Raw genomic sequence first — 19,943 nt, 5'->3', positions numbered from 1 at the left:
AATGGAAAATAAAAAAGTAGAATTACTTGCCCCCGCTGGAGACTTTGAGAAACTACAAACTGCTATTAAATTTGGAGCGGATGCAGTTTATCTTGCTGGAGACAACTTCGGCCTAAGGGCAAATGCAAAAAATTTTAATGATGAAGAATTAAAAAAAGCTGTAGAGTATGCTCATTCTAAAAATGTTAGAGTGCATGTTACTATGAATATAATGCCTCATGATGGTGATATGACAGGTATTATTGAATACCTTGAACACTTAAATACAATTGGTATAGATGCATTAATAATATCTGACCCGGGTATATTTAATTTAGCTAAAAAACATACAGATATAGACTTGCATATCTCAACTCAAGCTTCAGTTACAAACTCAGCAACTGTTAATTTTTGGTATGAAATGGGTGCAAAAAGAGTAATATTAGCTAGGGAATTATCATTAAAAGAAATAACAGAAATTAGAGCGAATACTCCAAAAGATATGGAAATAGAATGCTTTATTCACGGAGCCATGTGCATATCTTATTCTGGAAGATGTTTATTATCATCATATATGACAGGAAGAGATGCTAATAGGGGAGACTGTGCCCAACCTTGTAGGTGGAAATACTCTCTTCAAGAAGAAACAAGACCTGGTGAATATTATCCTATAGAAGAAGATGGTAATGGTGGAACCTTTATCATGAATTCGAAAGACCTATGCTTAATTGATGAAGTAGATAAATTAATTGAAGCTGGGATAGATAGTTTTAAAATAGAAGGAAGAATGAAGACACCTTTTTATGTAGCAACTGTAATTAGGTCTTATAGACAGGTAATTGATGCTTATTATGAGGGACATTTTTCAAAAGAACTAGCAGAAAAATATTTTAACGAGATAAATAAAGCAAGCCACAGGCACTTCACTAAAGGATTCTTCCATAATAAACCAGATGAAAATGACCAGATTTATGGAACATCTTCTTATATAAGAAATTATGATTTTATAGGTCTTGTCAAAGCTTATGATAAGAACTCTAAAATTGCAACAATTGAACAAAGAAATAGATTCTTTAAAGGTGATGATATAGAAATATTTGGAAATAGCAAAGATTTCTATAATTTTACAATAGAGCACATGGAAGATGAAAATGGTGAAGAAATCGAAGTTGCAAATAAACCTAAACAACTAATTAAAATGAAAATAGATCTGCCCTTAGAAGAGGGAGATATATTAAGAAAAGAGATTGAAAAATAAATATTTAAAAAAGACGAGATTATATTTTCTCGTCTTTTTAAAAATAAGTATCCGATATTAATCTTCAGATGGATTTTCTGAAAATTCTGCTCTTGTTCTTCTTGCTTCAACACCAACGTTTGAATTTTCATCAGCTTCATCAGAAATTGATCTAAGATTTTCTTGGTCAGGACTTAGTTTTTTATCTAAAGATTCTCCACCATTTTCTTTGTTTTCTTCTCTGATTTTTTTATCAAGTTCTTCATTACCTCTGTATTGGTTATCATTTGTAACTTTGTCTGCCATAATATCTCCTTTTTAATCTACATTAAGCATTCTTATACTACTATAATAACATATTTAATAAAATTTTACAATCATTTTCCTAATGTGACTTTTCTATTAATTTAATAATCTCGACTATAACATCACTTGCTTTTTGCATATGCTCAATTGGTATAAGCTCATAAATTCCGTGGAAATTCATGCCACCTGTGAAAATATTAGGTGTTGGTAGTCCCATAAAAGAAAGTTTAGAACCATCTGTACCACCTCTTATCGGGCTAACAAGTGGAATTATGTCAAGATTTTCCATGGCAGTTTTAGCAATTTCCACAATATCCATATGATCTTTTATGATATCTCCCATATTGTAGTAAGAATCTGATAACTGGACATCGATAATATTACCGTATTTTTTATTAAGATAAGCTGCATTATCTTCGATTTCCTTCTTCATATTTTCAAAGGTAGCTCTATCGTGATCACGAATAATATAATGCAGCTTGGTAATTTCTGTTTCACCCTTTATATCTAATAAGTGGAAAAAGCCCTCATAGCCTTCTGTATGTTCTGGACGTCTTACACTACCTAGTAACCTATCAAATTGATTTGCTACGCTTATAGAGTTAATCATTGTGTTTTTAGCAGAACCAGGATGGATAGATTTACCTCTTATAGTAATTTTAGCATCAGCAGCATTGAATGATTCATATTCTAATTCACCCAGGATGCCACCGTCTATAGTATAGGCGAAGTCAGCCCCAAATCTTTCTACATCGAAAGAATCACAACCTGTGCCTATTTCTTCATCTGGGGTAAAGGCGATCTTTATATCACCATGTTTAATATCAGGGTTACTAACTATATAATCAATAGCGTGCATAATAGCTGAGATTCCTGCCTTATCATCAGCACCTAGAAGTGATTCGCCCCTAGTTGTTATAAGAGTTGTGCCTACTAAGTCATTTAAGTAAGGGAAATCTTCAACTTTTATAGATTTTTCTTCATTTAGTTTTATGTCTCCACCTTCATATTTGATAATTTGCGGATTATCAATTTTTCCATACATTTCTGGTGATGTATCCATATGTGATATGAAGCCTACCTTTGGTAGATTTTTATCTGAGTTAGATTTTATCTCAGAAAATACAAAACCTTCTTCATTAATTTCTGCAACAAGACCAAAGTCTTCAAGTTCTTTTTTTAATTCTTTTGCCAAAACAAGTTGACCTTCTGTAGAAGGTTTTTGAATTTCACCTTTTTCTGGATCACTTTTTGTATCAAAGCTTATATAATTTAAAAATCTATCTTCTATTTTTTTCATAATATCTCCTTTATCACTATTATACTTGCAATTGTAAAATGGGCTAAAATTGGTATACTAAATAAGGAAGGTGATAGGATGAAATTAAAGATTATAACAGACAACCAAGTTCCAGCTTATGCTACAGAACATGCTGCTGGAATTGATCTATATTGTAAGACTAAGGAAGATATAAGTATAAAGCCTGGGGAAACTGTAAAAATTAATACAGGATTAAAAGTAGAAATACCAGAAGGATACTTTGGTGCAGTTTATCCAAGGTCATCAACAGGTGTAAAGAAACAACTTATGCTTGCCAACACTTTAGGGGTAATTGACTCAGACTATAGAGGAGAGCTAATGATGTTCTTCTATAATTATGGCAAGACCGATCAGGTTATCAAAAATGGTGATAGGCTTGCTCAATTAGTGATTCAACCTTATCTTAGATGCCAGATAGAAGAAGTAGAAGAGCTTTCAGAAAGCGAAAGAAATGAAGGCGGATTTGGATCTACGGGAAGATAATGAATAAATTTAATAGAATATTTAAGAAGAATAAATACAAACTATATCTCCTAGCATTACTTGCTATAGTACTTATATTTGCAGGAATATTTCTTAAGAAAAAATATGAAGATATGACAATGTCAAAATACAGTAATGATATTGTTATTATAAAGGGAAATGGAGATGAGTTAAAGTCTTTTTCAATTAAGGAATTGAAAGCTTTAGGCTCAAATAAAACTGAAGTATATATTAATAACGGCTTAGAGAAAGTCGAAGTCGAAGGGATATCTTTAGAAAAACTTATAGGAAACTTAGATTATAATTTTAGAGATAGACCTACTATAGAGATAGAAGATAATAATGGAAATGCTACTAGGTATCCAATGTCAGTAGCCCTAGAAGTTGATAGGATATATTTAGTTTATAAAATAGAAGGTCAACCACTACTTGAATACAATCCTTCATACGGTACTTTGGCAATAATAGATACAAATTCTAAAAGTGCTAGCAGTTGGATAACCAATGTTAAAACCCTAAACTTACAATAATAAAGCTCATGATTAGTCATGAGTCTTTTTTCTTAAGAGGTATAGTTAAATAGAGAGGTAGAAGATGAAAAGTAAGTTTAAATATGATAAATTAACCCCAATGTTAAAACATTATGTAGATATGAAAAAAGACTTTACAGATGCCTTACTCTTATACAGGGTAGGTGATTTTTATGAGACTTTTTTTGATGATGCAATAATAACTGCTAAAGTATTATCTTTAACCTTGACAGGAAAAGAATGTGGTCATGAGGATAGGGCGCCGATGTGTGGAGTACCTCATCACGTAGTTGATACTTATGTCAATAAACTAGTTAAAAAAGGATATAAGGTAGCCCTATGCGATCAGGTAGAAGATCCCAAAGAGGCCAAAGGCCTTGTAAAAAGAGCCATAACTAAGGTAATAACTCCGGGAACCTTAACAGACATAGAATCTCTAGATAGGAAAGAAAATAACTATCTTTTATCAATATTTGAAAATGAATATGGTATAGCAATGACCTATTGTGATATATCCACAGGTAAGCTTGTATGCCTTGAAATAAAAGCCCTAAGCAAGAGCCTAGGTAAAAAAGCAATTGATCAAATAGAAAAGATAAATCCTGCAGAATTGGTTATAAATTCAAATTATTCCAACCAAGATCTAAGACAGTATTTTAATTTAAATAATAATATCTTTCTAAACTATATTAATTTTACAAATGATTATGAAAATAGAATCAAAACCATAGTCAAATATTTAGGTAAGGAAAATTTAGAGAAGATATCTGATAAAAGACTAGCAATAATTTCTTTAGCAAATCTACTTGATTATATATATAAGTATTACAATGAAAAATTAGAACATATTAATAATATTGAACTTTTAAAGATCAATGAATATATGGAAATAGAAGCTAATACGAGAAAAAATCTAGAGCTTACCAGAAACTTAAATAACAACAGTAAGGAAAATACCCTAATCTCTCTATTAGATGAGGCAGATACTGTAATGGGATCTAGGCTAATTCACGACTGGTTAGAAAGACCCTTAATAGATAGGGATAAGATACAAAGAAGACTTGATTTAGTTGATGGATTTTATAAGGATAATATTTTATCTAGGAATGTGTCTAATATTTTAGATAGCATATATGATCTAGAAAGAATACTTGCTAAAATCTCTTATAAAAGAGCAAATGCAAGGGATTTAATTTCTCTAAAAAATTCCTTGAAGGATATTCCTAAGCTAAAAGATATACTAAAAAATTCCAATAATAAGTTAATATCAGCCCTAGGCATTAATTTACCAGATATAAGTGACATTTATGATTTAATTGATAAATCAATTGTACTGGAACCGCCTATAACAATTACTGAAGGTAATTTAATAAAAGAAAATTATAACAAAGACTTAGACGATTTAAAAAAATTATCTAATAATGCTGAAGATAGACTCTTAACCTATGAAAAGGAACAAAGAGATCTTACTGGAATTAAGAATTTAAAAATCATCTATAACAAGAATAACGGTTATTCTATTGAGGTTACAAAGGTAAATACCGATAAGGTTGATAAGTCATATATTAGAAAACAAACACTTAAAAACCAGGAAAGATACACAACAGAAGAATTAGAAAATATTAGCTCTCTTATCTTAAATGGGAAGGATAAGATTAATAGTCTTGAATATGAACTTTTTAATGATATTGTAGATAAAATATTAGAATCAACCTCAAGACTTCAATCCCTATCAAAAATGATAGCTAATATTGATTCACTTAATTCCTTTGCTAAAATTGCTACAAAATACAATTATGTAAAACCAATAATAAATGATGAGCCTGTAATAAAGATAGAATCAGGGAGACATCCTGTTATAGAGAGAAACCTAAAAGAAAATGAATTTATAGCAAATGATACAGATATTGGCGAGGATACTAATCTAATACAGATTATTACTGGTCCAAATATGGCTGGTAAATCGACATATATGAGACAAACAGCTCTTATAATAATTATGGCTCAGATAGGTTCATTTGTACCAGCAGACAGTGCCCAAATTGGAATTTGTGATAAAGTGTTTACAAGGATAGGGGCAAGTGATAATATATCAAAAGGTCAGTCTACCTTTATGCTAGAGATGAATGAAGTATCAAATATTTTGGAAAATTCTACAGATAGGTCTTTTGTTATCCTGGATGAAGTTGGTAGGGGAACAAGCTCTGACGATGGGCTAAGTATAGCTATGGCCTTAGTTGAGTATTTATCAAAGCATAAGAAGGTTAAGACTGTGTTCGCTACTCACTTTCACGAATTAACTATTCTTGAAAATGAGCTTGATAATGTTACAAATCTTAAGATAGAAATCCTTGAAGAGAATAATAACTTAGTTTTCTTAAGAAAAATAAGCAAGGGAAAATCTGACAGATCATACGGTATAGAAGTTGCTAAATTAAGCGGCTTGCCTGATGAGATAATTGATAATGCTAATAAGATAATGAACAAACTATCTAATGATGATTTTTATGAAGTAGATAAGCAAAAAGAGCTTAAAAATTCAATAGATGAAATAAAAGATAAGAAGCTAGAAGATTTAAGAAATTTGTCAGAGGATATAAATATTAATGAACTTACTCCTCTAGAAGCACTAAATAAACTAAATATATTAATAGAAAGAATCGGTGAATTATAGTGCCTATAATTAGACTAAACAAGGATACAATAGAAAAAATAGCGGCAGGAGAGGTAATAGAATCTCCTCTTTCTGTTGTTAAAGAATTGGTAGAAAATTCCATTGATGCTAATAGTAAAAATATAACAGTTGAAATAAGAAATGGCGGTAAGTCATATATAAGAGTCACAGACGATGGGGCAGGTATTGATAGTGATGAATTAGAGATAGCCTTCAAAAAACATGCCACAAGTAAGATTACTGATTTTGATGATTTATATAGGATTGACACTCTTGGATTTAGGGGGGAAGCTCTTCCAAGCATAGCAGCCGTAAGTAAACTTACAGCTATTTCTAAGACTGAAGGTGCACCTATAGGTAGTAAGTTAGTCATAAGCTCAAAAGATACCAGTAAAAGTTCGATTGCTACAAATAAAGGTACAAGTATTATAGTGGAAGACTTATTTTATAACATACCTGCTAGGAGAAAATTCTTTAAATCCGACCTAGCAGAAACAAATAAAATTACAAAGCTTCTTTATGCTTTTGCTATAGGTTATCAAGATATATCTTTTAAATATATAAAAGATGATAGTCTACAATTTAGATCAACTTCAAATACATCTTTTAAGCTAAATATAGCTGATCTTTTAGATAGTTTGCTTGAAGAAAATTTGATAGAAATAAGTGATAAGAACGATATTTTTAATATAAAAGCCTATATTTCAAATTCAAACTATTATCGTGGAAAGAGATCAATGCAATATGTCTTTGCAAACAAAAGATTAATTGAAAATGATGAAATAAATAGGGCTATTGAATACCAATACCAAGGACTTATCCCTAATGGAAGATATCCAGCTTTTTTCTTATTTATAGATACAAATCCCAAAAATATAGATGTAAATATCCATCCTAATAAAAAGATAATTAAATTTTCCTACGAGGAAGAACTTATAGACCTAATCACTAATTCAATTAACAAGGCTTTTAAGAAGAATAAAGACATAAAGACTATCAGACAGGAAGTCACTAAGGAAAATAAAAGCCTAGATTTCAGCGATTATAAGGCTATACTTGATAAGTATTCTCCAGTTGAGAATTTAATTAGAGAAAGTCCGAGTAATTATTCAACTGAAAATTCTAATAACTTCTTTGATGAATCTTTACCATTGGATTTAGGGGCATTGGAAGAAAATAATGATTTTTATGAAGATGTTATCGAAGAGAAATTTATAGATGATATACCAACCTACAAGACAAGTTTGTTTTTTCGATATTCAATATTTGAAGATAAGAATAAAGCCTATATACTCGACCATAGAAAAGCTGATGAGAAAATTAAAATGTCTAAATATATTAGAGATTTTAAAGAAGGCAATATAGCAAGACAGATTCTTACAAATCCACTAACAGTTGAGCTTAAGGTTGATGATATTAAAAGAGTTAAAGAAAAGGATAATTTATTTGAAAATATGGGCTTTGATATAGATTTTATATCGAATAATAAGCTGATAATTAGAGAAATACCAACCATATTTGATTTACCAGAAAATAGCGATTTCTTTTATGATTTACTCGATATAGATTATGATGATTCAAATAAATTTTTATATAAAAAATTTAGAAAGCTAGTAAAGGCTTTATCCTTTAGAAAGGGCCATAGGATTAACGAAGATGAGGCAGTTTCACTTTATAAAAAACTTATGGATGAAGAAAATCCCTATATAAACTATGATGGACAAGCTACTTTAATAATGATAGATAGTAAAGATTTGGAGAAATACTTTGAAAGATAAACTTATAATAATAACAGGTCCTACTGCAAGCGGAAAGAGTGACATCGCTATAAATTTAGCTAAAAAATTAGATAGTCAAATAATTTCTTCAGATAGTCAACAAGTCTATAGATATATGGACATAGGGACTAATAAGGTTGATGATTTCACGGTAGATCATCATCTAATAAATGTTGTTAATCCAGACGAGAATTTTACAGTTGAATATTTTAGGGCCGAGACCCTCAGCATTATTAGAGAATTAAATGATAATGGCCTTACTCCGATTATGACAGGTGGAACTGGCTTTTATATAGATTCTATATTATTCGATATGAATTATGGAAAGGTCAGTAAAAATGAAGAGCTAAGAGATAAATTAGATTCTGAGGCGGAAGAATTTGGAAATGAATATTTATATGAAAAGCTAAAGGAAATAGATCCAGAAAGTGCAAGTAAATATCATCCAAATGAAAGAAATAGAATAATAAGAGCTCTTGAAATCTATAAGGAAACAGGAGTAAAGGCTTCAGTGCAAAGGACTGGCGAAAGGGTTTTAAATTCTGAAATAAATCCGATTTTGTTTTTCTTAAATTACGAGAATAGGGATATACTCTACGACAAAATAAATCTAAGAGTCGAGCAAATGATTGACCAAGGTCTGATTGAAGAATTTGAATATTTAATTGATAGATTTAATCTAACTCCTGACAGTCAATCTATGGCTGCAATTGGATATAAGGAAATATTTCCATATATAAAGGGTGAAATAAATAAGGATGAGCTTATAGCAACTATTGCTCAAAATACAAGACGATATGCAAAAAGGCAAATAACTTGGATGAAAAGATACAAAAATTATCCTTTTTGCCACGAAATAATAATGGATGAATTAAGCAAGGATGATGCAGGAATGATAATAGAAAGTATAATAAAGGATGTTTATGGACTATAAAGAGATATATGATAATTATAATATAGACGATTCATTTGATGAGATTATCAAAGAGTCTGAGAAAGAATTAGAAGATTTATTTAAACAACATGAAGATATTAGTGAATTTAACCAAGCCAAGGTACTAAGTGCTTTTAATAAAAACGCTCTGCAAACAAGTGATTTTAATTCTTCCACCGGTTATGGTTATGCAGATACTGGTAGGGATACTATAGAGAATATTTTTTCAAGTATTTTCAAGGCTGAAGACAGTCTAGTAAGACCTTCTATAGTATCAGGTACCCATGCTCTTTCGATTGTCTTATTCTCACTATTAAACCACGGTGATAAACTCCTATCTATAACTGATGACCCATATGATACCATGCAGCAAGTGATAGGAATAGCTGGAAATAAGAAGGGGACCTTGCTTGAAAAAGGAATCCTATATGACAAAATTGACTTAAATGATGATGGGTCGATCAAATATGAAAAGATTAGAGATAAAATTGACGATAAGACTAAGGTCATTCTTATTCAAAGGTCAACTGGCTATAGTCAAAGAAGAGCTTTTACAATTGATGAAATTAAAAAAGCTATAGATGAAATTAGAAAAGAAAATAAAGATGTAATTGTTTTCATAGATAACTGCTATGGTGAATTTACAGAAGATAAGGAACCTATAGAAGTCGGTGCTGATATAGTAGCAGGATCATTAATTAAAAACCTAGGTGGGGGAATAGCATTAACAGGGGGCTATATCTCAGGAAAAAGAAATTTGATAGAATATTGTGCAAATACCCTTACTGCACCAGGCATTGGCAAGGACGAAGGATTAAGTTTTGGAACAAATAGGTTGGTTGCAGAAGGCTTATATTTTGCTCCACATGTTGTTAAGGAATCAATTAAAGTGGCACTTTTATTTGCATCTGTGTTTAGGAAATTAGGATATGAAGTTACTCCAAGCTTAGAAGATCCAAGGTCAGATATAATATTAGCTATAAAGCTAGGAAATCCGGATAAGCTTAAAACTTTCTGTAAGGCAATCCAAGAAGCTTGTACAGTTGATTCAACCTTCATTCCTGAAGCATATCCAATGCCAGGATATGAAGACCCTGTAATAATGGCTGCTGGTGGCTTTGTTGAAGGCGCTACATCTGAATTATCAGCGGATGGTCCTCTAAGAGAGCCTTATATGGCATATTTACAAGGAGGACTTAACTATTATCACGGTAAGTTAGCTTTGAAAATAGTTTTAAATAGACTGAAGAAAAATAATTTAATATAGAAATTATCGCCCAAATAGCTTTAAGCTTAATGGGCGATTTTTATATGTCGAGTTTTGAAAGTGGATTTTTGTTGACGGCCTTTTTTAGGTCTTCGTCATCTAAGTGGGTGTAGATTTGTGTGGTAGATACAGAAGCGTGCCCAAGTATATCCTTAAGAGCTCTAATATCAACATCTCCATACTTATACATTAGAGTTGCAGCAGTATGTCTTAGTTTATGGGTTGAATAGATGGTGGTATCAAAACCGGCTTTTTCGAGATATTTATCAATTGTGGCTTGTACAGCTCTATTTGAAATTCTCTTTTTCCTAGTGGATATAAATAGGGCGTTGACCTTATCATCCTTAAGATAAGCTGATCTTATTATAATATATGAATTAATCAGTTCTAAACAATTTTTTGTAAGGTATACAGTTCGTTCTTTATTACCTTTTCCAATGATGTTAAAACTATCTTTATTTACATCAGATAAGTTTATACTTACTAGCTCTGATAGACGCATACCGGTGGTTAAAAAGGTAAAAACCATGGCTAGGTCTCTAGCTCTTAAAAATTCGTTCTTTTCTTTGTTTATTTCATTAAGCAAGATCTCGGTTTCCGAGAGAGTTAGGTATATTGGTTGTCTTTGACTTATTTTGGGATTTGTTAATTTGTTAGCATTATTAGTGTCTATAATTTCAATCTCATTGTACATATATTTGTAAAAAGATTTGATAGCAGAAATCTTACGTGATCTAGTAGTAGCTGAATCATTTTTGTCGTTGTCTAAATATGAAAGAAAGGCATAGAAATCCTGGATAGACATTTGCTCAAAAAATTCGCTATTGATAATATGGTTTATTTTATTAAAATCAAAATCTTTAAGATAAGATTCTTCATTGCCGGAATATATTTTTCTTATAATTTCAAATTCGATAAACATAAGAAGGTCATATTCATATTCCTTAATAGTAGATGCAGAAAGACCTTTGATGGATTTTAAATAGTTTAAATAATCTGTAAGTATAAGGGGTTTAATAAATTTTTCCATAATTACTCCTAATTAAGTTTATAAAGGCTCTAGGATGTATTCGTATTAATATTTACATAGATACTATACTTAAAATTTCGATAAAAACAAATTATTGCACAAAATTGTTATTTTGTGCAATAATTTAAAATTGCCATATACCTCTTTTCATGTCTTTTTAAGATTATATTTTCTTATTTGTCAAGAAGTTTTATGAGTGAATATGCTTTGCTTTATTATATGTATTGTTTTTATGCTTGGGTCTAATTCTCCTTTATATTATTATTTTCAATTAAATTTAAACATCTTCTATAGTTTTATATTAAAAAAATTCTCCTTATAGAACTAGGATTGTAATACGCTCTATTTTGACTTCTAAGCGATTTTAAATTTTTGCTGGTGTATTTATACCTTTAAAATTCTACTAAAAAAACTGCCAAATTACTTGGCAGTTAGTTTAAATAATTAATTAAATATTATTTTGCAAAATCTATCGCTTTGGACTCTCTTAATAAGTTCACTTTAATTTCACCTGGATACTCTAATTCATTTTCGATTTTCTTTGCAATATCTCTAGCTATTACAACCATTTCGTCATCTGATACCTTGTCTGGTTTGACTAATATTCTTAGCTCTCTACCAGCTTGTAGAGCAAATGATTTTTCAACACCATCGAATGAATTTGCGATTTTTTCTAGATTCTCAAGTCTCTTGATATAATTTTCAAGACTTTCGCGTCTAGCTCCTGGTCTAGCAGCACTTATTGCATCTGCTGTTTGAACTAGGATTGATTCAACACAATTTGGTTCAACATCTCCATGATGTGATTCTATAGCGTTAACTACATATTTGTTTTCACCATATTTTATAGCTGCTTCGACTCCTAGTGAGATGTGTGTGCCTTCTTGTTCTTGGTCTATTGCTTTACCAAGATCGTGTAGTAACCCACCACGTCTAGCTAGTTGGGCATCTGCACCTATTTCTTCAGCTAGCATTCCGGCTAAGAGGGCTACTTCTACAGAGTGATTTAGAATATTTTGACCGTAGGATGTTCTAAATTTCATCTTACCTACTAGCCTTATTAGCTGTGGATGAAGATTCATTATTCCTACTTTTTCTGCAGCTGCCTCACCATCTTCTATGATTCTGGCTTCTACTTCGTCTGTAGCCTTTTGAAGCATTTCTTCAATTCTAGATGGATTTATTCTTCCATCTTGAATTAATTTCTCTAGTGCAACTTTGGCTATTTCGCGTCTTACAGGTTCAAAACATGATATCACTACTGCTTCTGGAGTATCATCTATTATAAGGTCTACTCCTGATGCTTGTTCGAAAGCTCTTATATTTCTACCTTCACGGCCTATAATTCTACCTTTCATTTCATCTTTTGGAAGGGAGATTACAGATACAGTATTTTCTGAAACTTGCTCTGGGGCAAATCTTTGAATAGTGGTAGCTAATATTTCTGTTGCAATCTTCTTACTTTCAGATTTAATTCTTTCTTCAGCTTCTTTTATCATTCTGGCTGATTCATGAATTGTCTCTGATTTTACTCTAGCTAATATAATTTCTTTAGCCTCATTGTTAGTTAGTCCAGCGATATTTTGTAGCTCCAACTCTTGTTGTTCTATTAACTTGTCAATTCTTTCTTCTTTTTGTTTCAATTTTTTCTGATCACTAGAGATTTGATCAGATTTCTTGTCAATCAATAAAGATCGATTGTCTAAACTTTCTTCTTTCTTTATCAAACGTGCTTCCCTTTTATTAAGTTCGGCTCTTGTCTGATTTAGCATTTCTTCATTTTCAGATTTCAACTTTGATATTTCATCTTTAGCATCGATTAGAGTTTCTCTTCTTAATGCCTCAGCTTGTTTGTTAGCGTCATCTATGATTTGCCTACTTAAACTTTCAGCACTACCAATCTTAGATTCACCAATTTTCTTACGATAAAGATAGCCAAAATAAAAAGCTAACAATACGAAGGCGACAACTATGATGAGAACAACTATTGGATTTAAATTATCAAACATCATATCACCTCCAATAATATGGAAAATTCATTCCAAATATTATTATACCCGATTTTTATAATTATACGAAATAGTTTTCATTCGAAATAAAAAAAGCAGCCTAAGCTACTTTTTATGAGGGATTATTCGTGCAGGTGAACCTACAGCTGTACAATCATTTGGAACATCAGTAAGAACAACAGAGTTTGCTCCAATCATGCTATTATCTCCTATGTGAATATTACCTAGCAATACAGCACCAGCTCCAATCATTACATTATTACCAACAGTTGGATGTCTCTTTATTTTTTTATTTGTTATGGCTCCTAGAGTTACCGAATGATATATTAAAACATCATCACCAATTTCCGCTGTTTCTCCAATAACTGTTGCCATTCCATGATCTATGTAACATCTACGTCCTATTTTAGCTCCTGGATGGATTTCTATTCCAGTTTCCATCCTTGCTTTAAAGGCGGTTTCCTCTGCCTCATATAATTTACCCTCTAGATATAAATTATGGGCAATATAATGGGCTAGTAAAGCCTTAATTCCAGCAGAGAAGAGGATTGCCTCCTCTTTACTTTTTAATGCTGGATCTTTTTTTAGGGCGTTTTCTATTAATTCTTCTTTATATTGGTTATAATTCAACATTTCCGTATAACTCAGTTGATAGATATCTTTCACCTGTATCAGGTAGAACAGTTACCACAACTTTCCCCTCTCCTAATTTATCTGCTATCTCTATAGCACCTTTAACATTGGCGCCTGATGATATACCAACAGCTAATCCTTCGTTATTTGCTAAAAATCTAGACATCTCTATTGCATCATCACCTTTTACATCTACTATTCCATCGACTATATCAAAATCAAGATTCTTTGGTATGAAGTTACCACCTATACCTTGAATTTTATGGCCACCAGCCTTACCACCTGATAAAAGTGGACTTTCAGCAGGTTCTATAGCGTATATTTTAGTGTCTGGGTTAGCTTCTTTTAATTTTCTACCAACACCTGTTACAGTTCCACCTGTACCTACTCCTGCTATAAAGGCATCTGGACTAATTTCTGCTAGAATTTCAGGTCCTGTGGTTTCGTAGTGTGCTTTGATATTAGCAGGATTTGAAAATTGGTCTGGCATGAAATAGCCATTTTCTTCAGCCAATTCTTTTGCTTTATCAACTGATCCTTGTAAAGCGCCTTCAGTAGTTCTTATGACTTTCGCACCATATGCCATAGCAAGTTTTGCTCTTTCTATACTCATAGATGCAGGCATGGTCAGGATTAAGTTGTAACCTTTTGCAGCAGCTAGAGCAGCAAGGGCTACACCAGTGTTACCACTAGTAGGTTCTACAATTGTTCCACCTTTTTTTAATTTTCCACTTTTTTCTGCTTCTTCTATCATGTAGAGGGCAATCCTATCCTTGATAGAACCAGCTATATTGTTTTTTTCTACTTTTACATAGATGTCAGCTCTGCCCTCTTTTTTAAGAGAGTTAAGTTTTAATAATGGGGTATTACCAATTAACTCTGTTGGATTTTTTTTAATAGTCATAAATATCCTTTCTTTATATATGCGCATCATTAATAAATGATTTAAATTATTATTTCCTACATTTTTACTATACTTTAAAAAGCAATCTTTTAAAATATTATTAAATTATTCCGTGTTTACGGGTTCAGGTCAAGGCTCTCTATGTTTAGTATTTTAATTTAATTTAGGTACTTTTCCTGTTTTTCTTAATTTATCTAAGCTTTCTAAGGCGATCTTTAATGAATCTTCAGGTGCTTTTGCTCTTTTTTTCATTTTTGTATTACCAAATAGGTTAGTATAAGATCCGTCTGCCCAGAAGATATTCTTTTTAAACATAGTTGTAACTAGGGCATAAATTGGATTTAGAAGATTTACAAAAGCAAAAGGGAAGAAGTTTAGTGGACTAACTCCTAAAGTTTTCATTTGATATGCACCGCAAGCAGTCCATGGAAACATAACAGCCCAGAGAGTGCCTGCATCTTCTAGAGTTCTTGATAGCATATTACGGGAAAGTCCGAGCTCGTCATATTTATCTTCGTATAAAGGAGCAGGTACTCCTATTCCTAAAAATTGGTCACACATAGTAGCGTCACAGAAAATTGATGTAAGCATGGTTAAACCTACTAGGCCACCAACTGTATTAATTCTTTCTTTTAGGTGGGAGAAAAGTTTTTTGATGATACCAGCTTTTTCTAATGCTCCCCCAAATGACACTGCGAGTAGTTCAGATTAATTGTCCACATTTGATTATCCATTCCACCCTTTGCAAGTGCTTTGTCTACAAAATCATTTCCTGTCTCAATACTTGGTCCGTAGTGGAGGATTGCAAATATTTCGGCTAGTGATCTTTGTTTTTGAAAAATAATGGAAAAGACTAAGCCAACACATACAGAAATAATTACTCCAGCAAGACCCTCAATTCTTAAAACACAAAGTAAGATAATTAGTAATATTGGTAAAAGAACTAGTGGATTTAAATTAAAATTGCTAGAAAGAGCGCTTTTTATTCCTTCAGCTATATTTTGGTCATAGTTTACAACATTTGCCCTAAGTCCTATTAGGCTATAAAGGATAAGAGAAATTATAAATATAGGACCAGTTGTAGAAACCATTACTGTAACGTGATCAAATAATCCGGTTTTTGCAACACCAGCTGCAAGATTGGTTGTATCTGATAAGGGAGAAAATTTATCTCCTATGTAAGCTCCTGAGATTACCATGCCAGCTGTTATTGCTGGATTAATCCCGAGACCTTGTCCTATAGTCATAAAAGCTATACCGATTGTTGCTGTTGCTGTCCATGATGACCCACATGATAGACTAACAAGAGATGTTATAATGCATCCAATTGGCAGGAAGAGCTTTGGATTTAAAAGTTCTAAACCATAGTAGATTAGGGCAGGTATTGTGCCAGAAATCATAAAAGAGGATATTAGCAAGCCAACAGTTAATAATATTAAAATGGCATTAAGAGTTGTTCTAATTCGTTCTATAATTCCATCAAGCATTTCTCTAAAACTTATTCCACACATAAGCCCTACAAGAGAAGCAACAATAATCCCGCAAATAAGTGGAAGGTGAGCAGCGTCATAAATATTTTCTTTTCCATCTTTCGCAAATACAAAGACATAAATCATTAGACTTACCATAGTAAATATGGGAAGGACTGCTTCAAATAAATTTGGTAGTCTAACTATTTTTTCATTTTTCATAACAACTCCTTAAATACATTATCGTAATAAATTACATATCTATATACTACAACAAATTGATAAAAAAGTTAATTATTAATTTCTCTTATTATTCAGATGACTTAGTACTAAGGTATATCAAGCTATTTGTCATTAGTATACTTGTATTATATATAGTGAATTTACAAGTTAGCTAAGGCTTATATTTTTGATAAAAAAATCCCTCATATGGCCTTATGACCATATGAGGGATTTGATTGAGATATAATCTCTAATATTAAATTATAGGTTCATTTGACCTGCTACTTCAGCTGCGAAGTCCTCTTCTTTCTTTTCTAATCCTTCGCCTACTTCAAATCTAGCAAATCTTCTGATTTTGATGTTTTCTCCAACACCATTAGCTGTATCTCTTAGTAATTGTTCTATTGTTTGATCAGGATTTTTAATGAATGCTTGATCTAATAGGCATACTTCAGAGAACCATTTTTTAAGTCTTCCTTCAACCTTTTTCTCAGCTATCATTTGTTTTTTATCTTCTGGCATATTTTCATTTGCCTCATTCATAGCTTGTTTGATTAGGATTTCTTTTTGTTCAGCTACATCTGCTTCATCAGCATCTGCTTCTGATATATATTTAGGATTGCTTGCAGCAATGTGCATAGCAAGGTCTTTAGCAAATTGTTTAACAGAATCTGTGTTTGCTGAGAAATCTGTTTCAGTATTGATTTCAACAATTACACCAATCTTATCATTGTGGATGTAAGAACCGATTACACCTTCTGCAGCAATTCTACCTGCTTTTTTATCTAGTGTAGCTTGACCTTTTTCTCTAAGGATTTTTTGAGCCTTATCGATATCACCGCCGGCTTCTTCAAGGGCCTTTTTACAGTCCATCATTCCAGCGCCAGATCTTTCTCTTAATTCTTTTACTAATTTTGCACTAATTGCCATCTTTTACCCCTTTATTATTCTGCTTCGTTTTCTTCGAAAGCTTGTGTTTCGATTTCTTCAGCTGCTTCTTTTAGTTCTTCTTCAGAAACTTCTTCTTCAGTTTCTATAGAATCATCAGCTTCTTCAGATTCTTCTTCAAATGCTTCCTCATCTGCTGATGGGTCAAATTCGTTACCTTGATTAGCTTCTATTACAGCATCTGCCATAACTGATGTTATAAGCTTAACTGCTCTTATTGCGTCATCATTTCCTGGTATTGCAATATCTACTTCATCTGGGTCACAGTTTGTATCAACAATTGCAACTACTGGGATTCCTAGAATTTTAGCTTCATGTACAGCTATAGATTCTTCGCCTGGATCAACTACGAATAATACATCTGGTAGTTCAACCATATCTTTGATACCACCAAGGTTTCTTTCTAGTTTATCCATTTCTTTTTGATATTGTAGAACTTCTTTTTTAGGTAGAAGATCAAATGTTCCATCTTCTTCCATCTTTTCATATCTTTGAAGTTTCTCTACACTTTTTCTGATTGTTTTAAAGTTTGTAAGCATTCCACCTAACCATCTGTGAGATACATAGTATTGACCAGATCTCTTTGCTTCAGTTTGGATAGAATCTTGTGCTTGTTTTTTTGTACCTACAAATAGAACTCTACCACCATCAGCTACTATATCTCTAATAGCTTTGTAAGCATCTTCTATTTGATTAGCTGTCTTTTGAAGATCAACTATATAGATACCATTTCTTTCTGTGAAGATGTATTTTGCCATTTTAGGGTTCCATCTTCTAGTTTGGTGTCCAAAATGTACACCGGCTTCTAATAATTTTTTCATTGAAACTACTGCCATATTTACCTCCGTTTATTCTTCCACTTATTTCAACTGCTTATATAACCTAATAGGCAACGATATAAGCATCCCTAAGTGTGATTGTTGTAGTACTGATATAATATACTCCTAAAAACCTATATTTCAACATCAAAACATAGCTTCTACAAAAGATTTTGAATCGAATTTTTGTAAGTGATTTATGCCTTCACCAACACCTATATATTTAACCGGTACTTTTACTTCCACTTGTAGAGGATATATTACCCCTCCCTTGGCTGTACCATCAAGTTTTGTAAGTATTAAACCTGTTATATCAGTAACATTTTTAAATTCTCTTAATTGGCTTACAGCATTTTGACCGGTAGCTGCATCAAGAACTAGAAGATTTTCCCTATGGGCATTTACTGCATGGGTATCAATGGTTCTATTTATTTTATCAAGCTCTTGCATTAGATTCTTTTTATTATGAAGTCTACCAGCTGTATCGCATATTAAGACATCGACATCATTGCTTCTAGCAGATTTAATAGCATCAAATATTACTGCAGATGGATCAGCGCCTTCTTTATCAGCAATCATCTCTACATCTGCTCTTTTAGCCCATTCACCTAATTGTTCAATTGCTGCTGCTCTAAATGTATCAGCTGCTGCAAGCATAACTTTTTTGCCTTCTTTTTTGAAATTATTAGCAAGCTTACCTATTGTTGTTGTTTTTCCTACTCCATTTACACCTATTACAAGTATGACAGTTAAGTCTCCATCTTTATAAGTGATTGAATTATCAAGATTATTTTCATCTAGTTTGCTAATCATTATTTCTTTAAGAAGTGGATAGATCTGCTCACTTTCTTTTATAGATCTTTTCTTTATTTCATCTCTTAATGTATCGACAATTTCTACGGTTGATGTCATACCGATATCAGCTGATATCAAAATTTCTTCTAGGTCATCATATAAATCATCGTCGATTTTAACATTTCTTGTAAATAAATTTTTAAGATTTGATGTAAGATTATCTCTAGTTTTTGTAAGACCTTTTTTTAGCCTATCAAAGATTGATTCGCTTTTTTCTATAGATTCATCTTCATTAATATCCGAGCTTAAATCTGATATTTCATCATCTTTTGTTAGATCAATGAATCTGCCTTGCTTTTCTTTATCTTCATCATTCTTTTCTAAGTTTTGATTTTCTTCTTCTTTTTGGTCATTGAATTTATTGTATTCATTATAGGAATTATAAGAATTGTAATCATCATTATCTAGATTATTATGAATGATTTTAACTTCTTCTTTCTCAGATTTATCTTCATTAGAATTTATCTCTGATTTTTTATCTATTATTTCTTCCTTTTTTTCAATTTCATCTTTTTTCTTTTTTCTTCTTAAAAAATCAAACATTTA

General features: G+C 31.8%; 16 protein-coding genes and 1 pseudogene. 7 read left to right on the top strand and 10 right to left on the bottom strand.

Annotated elements, in window-relative coordinates:
• Position 1: 1 nt before the first annotated feature.
• Positions 2–1,237: a U32 family peptidase gene (locus RRB46_RS01620; RefSeq protein WP_311537254.1), complete on the top strand. Its 1,236-nt coding sequence runs from the start codon at positions 2–4 to the stop codon at positions 1,235–1,237.
• A 57-nt stretch (positions 1,238–1,294) separates the two neighbouring features.
• Here the strand turns inward: RRB46_RS01620 and RRB46_RS01615 are convergent, their stop codons facing one another.
• Entirely contained in the window at positions 1,295–1,522 is a 228-nt protein-coding gene (locus RRB46_RS01615; protein ID WP_311537253.1) for an elastin-binding protein EbpS, read from the bottom strand.
• Between the two features lie 79 nt (positions 1,523–1,601).
• Positions 1,602–2,822, bottom strand: a complete 1,221-nt coding sequence (gene pepT / locus RRB46_RS01610) for a peptidase T (RefSeq protein ID WP_311537252.1) — start codon at positions 2,820–2,822, stop codon at positions 1,602–1,604.
• Positions 2,823–2,900: 78 nt separating this feature from the next.
• Here pepT and dut point away from each other — a divergent pair, with 78 nt between their 5' ends.
• The 6 genes from dut to RRB46_RS01580 all read left to right on the top strand — a co-directional run bounded on the left by dut (position 2,901) and on the right by RRB46_RS01580 (position 10,509).
• Positions 2,901–3,326: a dUTP diphosphatase gene (gene dut, locus RRB46_RS01605; protein ID WP_296126539.1), complete on the top strand. Its 426-nt coding sequence runs from the start codon at positions 2,901–2,903 to the stop codon at positions 3,324–3,326.
• Positions 3,326–3,856, top strand: coding sequence for a hypothetical protein (locus RRB46_RS01600; RefSeq protein ID WP_311537250.1), 531 nt, complete (start codon positions 3,326–3,328; stop codon positions 3,854–3,856). Before dut ends, RRB46_RS01600 begins: the two co-directional genes overlap by 1 nt.
• A gap of 64 nt (positions 3,857–3,920) precedes the next feature.
• Entirely contained in the window at positions 3,921–6,530 is a 2,610-nt protein-coding gene (gene mutS, locus RRB46_RS01595; RefSeq protein WP_311537249.1) for a DNA mismatch repair protein MutS, read from the top strand.
• On the top strand, positions 6,530–8,308 hold the full coding sequence (gene mutL / locus RRB46_RS01590; protein ID WP_311537248.1) for a DNA mismatch repair endonuclease MutL: 1,779 nt from the start codon (positions 6,530–6,532) through the stop codon (positions 8,306–8,308). Before mutS ends, mutL begins: the two co-directional genes overlap by 1 nt.
• Entirely contained in the window at positions 8,298–9,242 is a 945-nt protein-coding gene (miaA, locus tag RRB46_RS01585) for a tRNA (adenosine(37)-N6)-dimethylallyltransferase MiaA (RefSeq protein WP_311537247.1), read from the top strand. The genes mutL and miaA overlap by 11 nt, the downstream gene beginning before the upstream one ends.
• Positions 9,232–10,509 (top strand): aminotransferase class I/II-fold pyridoxal phosphate-dependent enzyme, encoded by a 1,278-nt coding sequence (locus RRB46_RS01580; protein ID WP_296129763.1) that lies wholly within the window; start codon positions 9,232–9,234, stop codon positions 10,507–10,509. Before miaA ends, RRB46_RS01580 begins: the two co-directional genes overlap by 11 nt.
• Positions 10,510–10,549: 40 nt before the next feature.
• On the opposite strand, the gene RRB46_RS01575 is transcribed toward RRB46_RS01580, so the two are convergent.
• The 8 genes and pseudogenes from RRB46_RS01575 to ftsY form a co-directional block, all read right to left on the bottom strand.
• On the bottom strand, positions 10,550–11,539 hold the full coding sequence (locus RRB46_RS01575; RefSeq protein WP_296129766.1) for a tyrosine recombinase XerC: 990 nt from the start codon (positions 11,537–11,539) through the stop codon (positions 10,550–10,552).
• 455 nt (positions 11,540–11,994) lie between these two features.
• Positions 11,995–13,551: a ribonuclease Y gene (gene rny, locus RRB46_RS01570; protein ID WP_311537246.1), complete on the bottom strand. Its 1,557-nt coding sequence runs from the start codon at positions 13,549–13,551 to the stop codon at positions 11,995–11,997.
• Between the two features lie 102 nt (positions 13,552–13,653).
• Entirely contained in the window at positions 13,654–14,181 is a 528-nt protein-coding gene (gene epsC / locus RRB46_RS01565; RefSeq protein ID WP_311537245.1) for a serine O-acetyltransferase EpsC, read from the bottom strand.
• A complete protein-coding gene (cysK, locus tag RRB46_RS01560; protein WP_296129772.1) occupies positions 14,168–15,085 on the bottom strand; it encodes a cysteine synthase A in 918 nt (305 codons plus the stop codon). The genes epsC and cysK overlap by 14 nt, the downstream gene beginning before the upstream one ends.
• A gap of 153 nt (positions 15,086–15,238) precedes the next feature.
• Positions 15,239–16,776: pseudogene (gene nhaC, locus RRB46_RS01555) on the bottom strand (Na+/H+ antiporter NhaC).
• A gap of 261 nt (positions 16,777–17,037) precedes the next feature.
• Entirely contained in the window at positions 17,038–17,706 is a 669-nt protein-coding gene (tsf, locus tag RRB46_RS01550) for a translation elongation factor Ts (protein WP_265213226.1), read from the bottom strand.
• Positions 17,707–17,720: 14 nt separating this feature from the next.
• Positions 17,721–18,560: a 30S ribosomal protein S2 gene (gene rpsB / locus RRB46_RS01545; RefSeq protein ID WP_297688839.1), complete on the bottom strand. Its 840-nt coding sequence runs from the start codon at positions 18,558–18,560 to the stop codon at positions 17,721–17,723.
• Between the two features lie 129 nt (positions 18,561–18,689).
• Entirely contained in the window at positions 18,690–19,940 is a 1,251-nt protein-coding gene (gene ftsY / locus RRB46_RS01540; protein WP_311537244.1) for a signal recognition particle-docking protein FtsY, read from the bottom strand.
• Positions 19,941–19,943: the final 3 nt, after the last annotated feature.

The sequence above is a fragment of the uncultured Anaerococcus sp. genome (assembly GCF_963512375.1).
GTDB lineage: Bacteria > Bacillota > Clostridia > Tissierellales > Peptoniphilaceae > Anaerococcus.
Note: the sequence above shows the minus strand (reverse complement) of the source record. Positions and strands in the feature narration are given on the sequence as shown.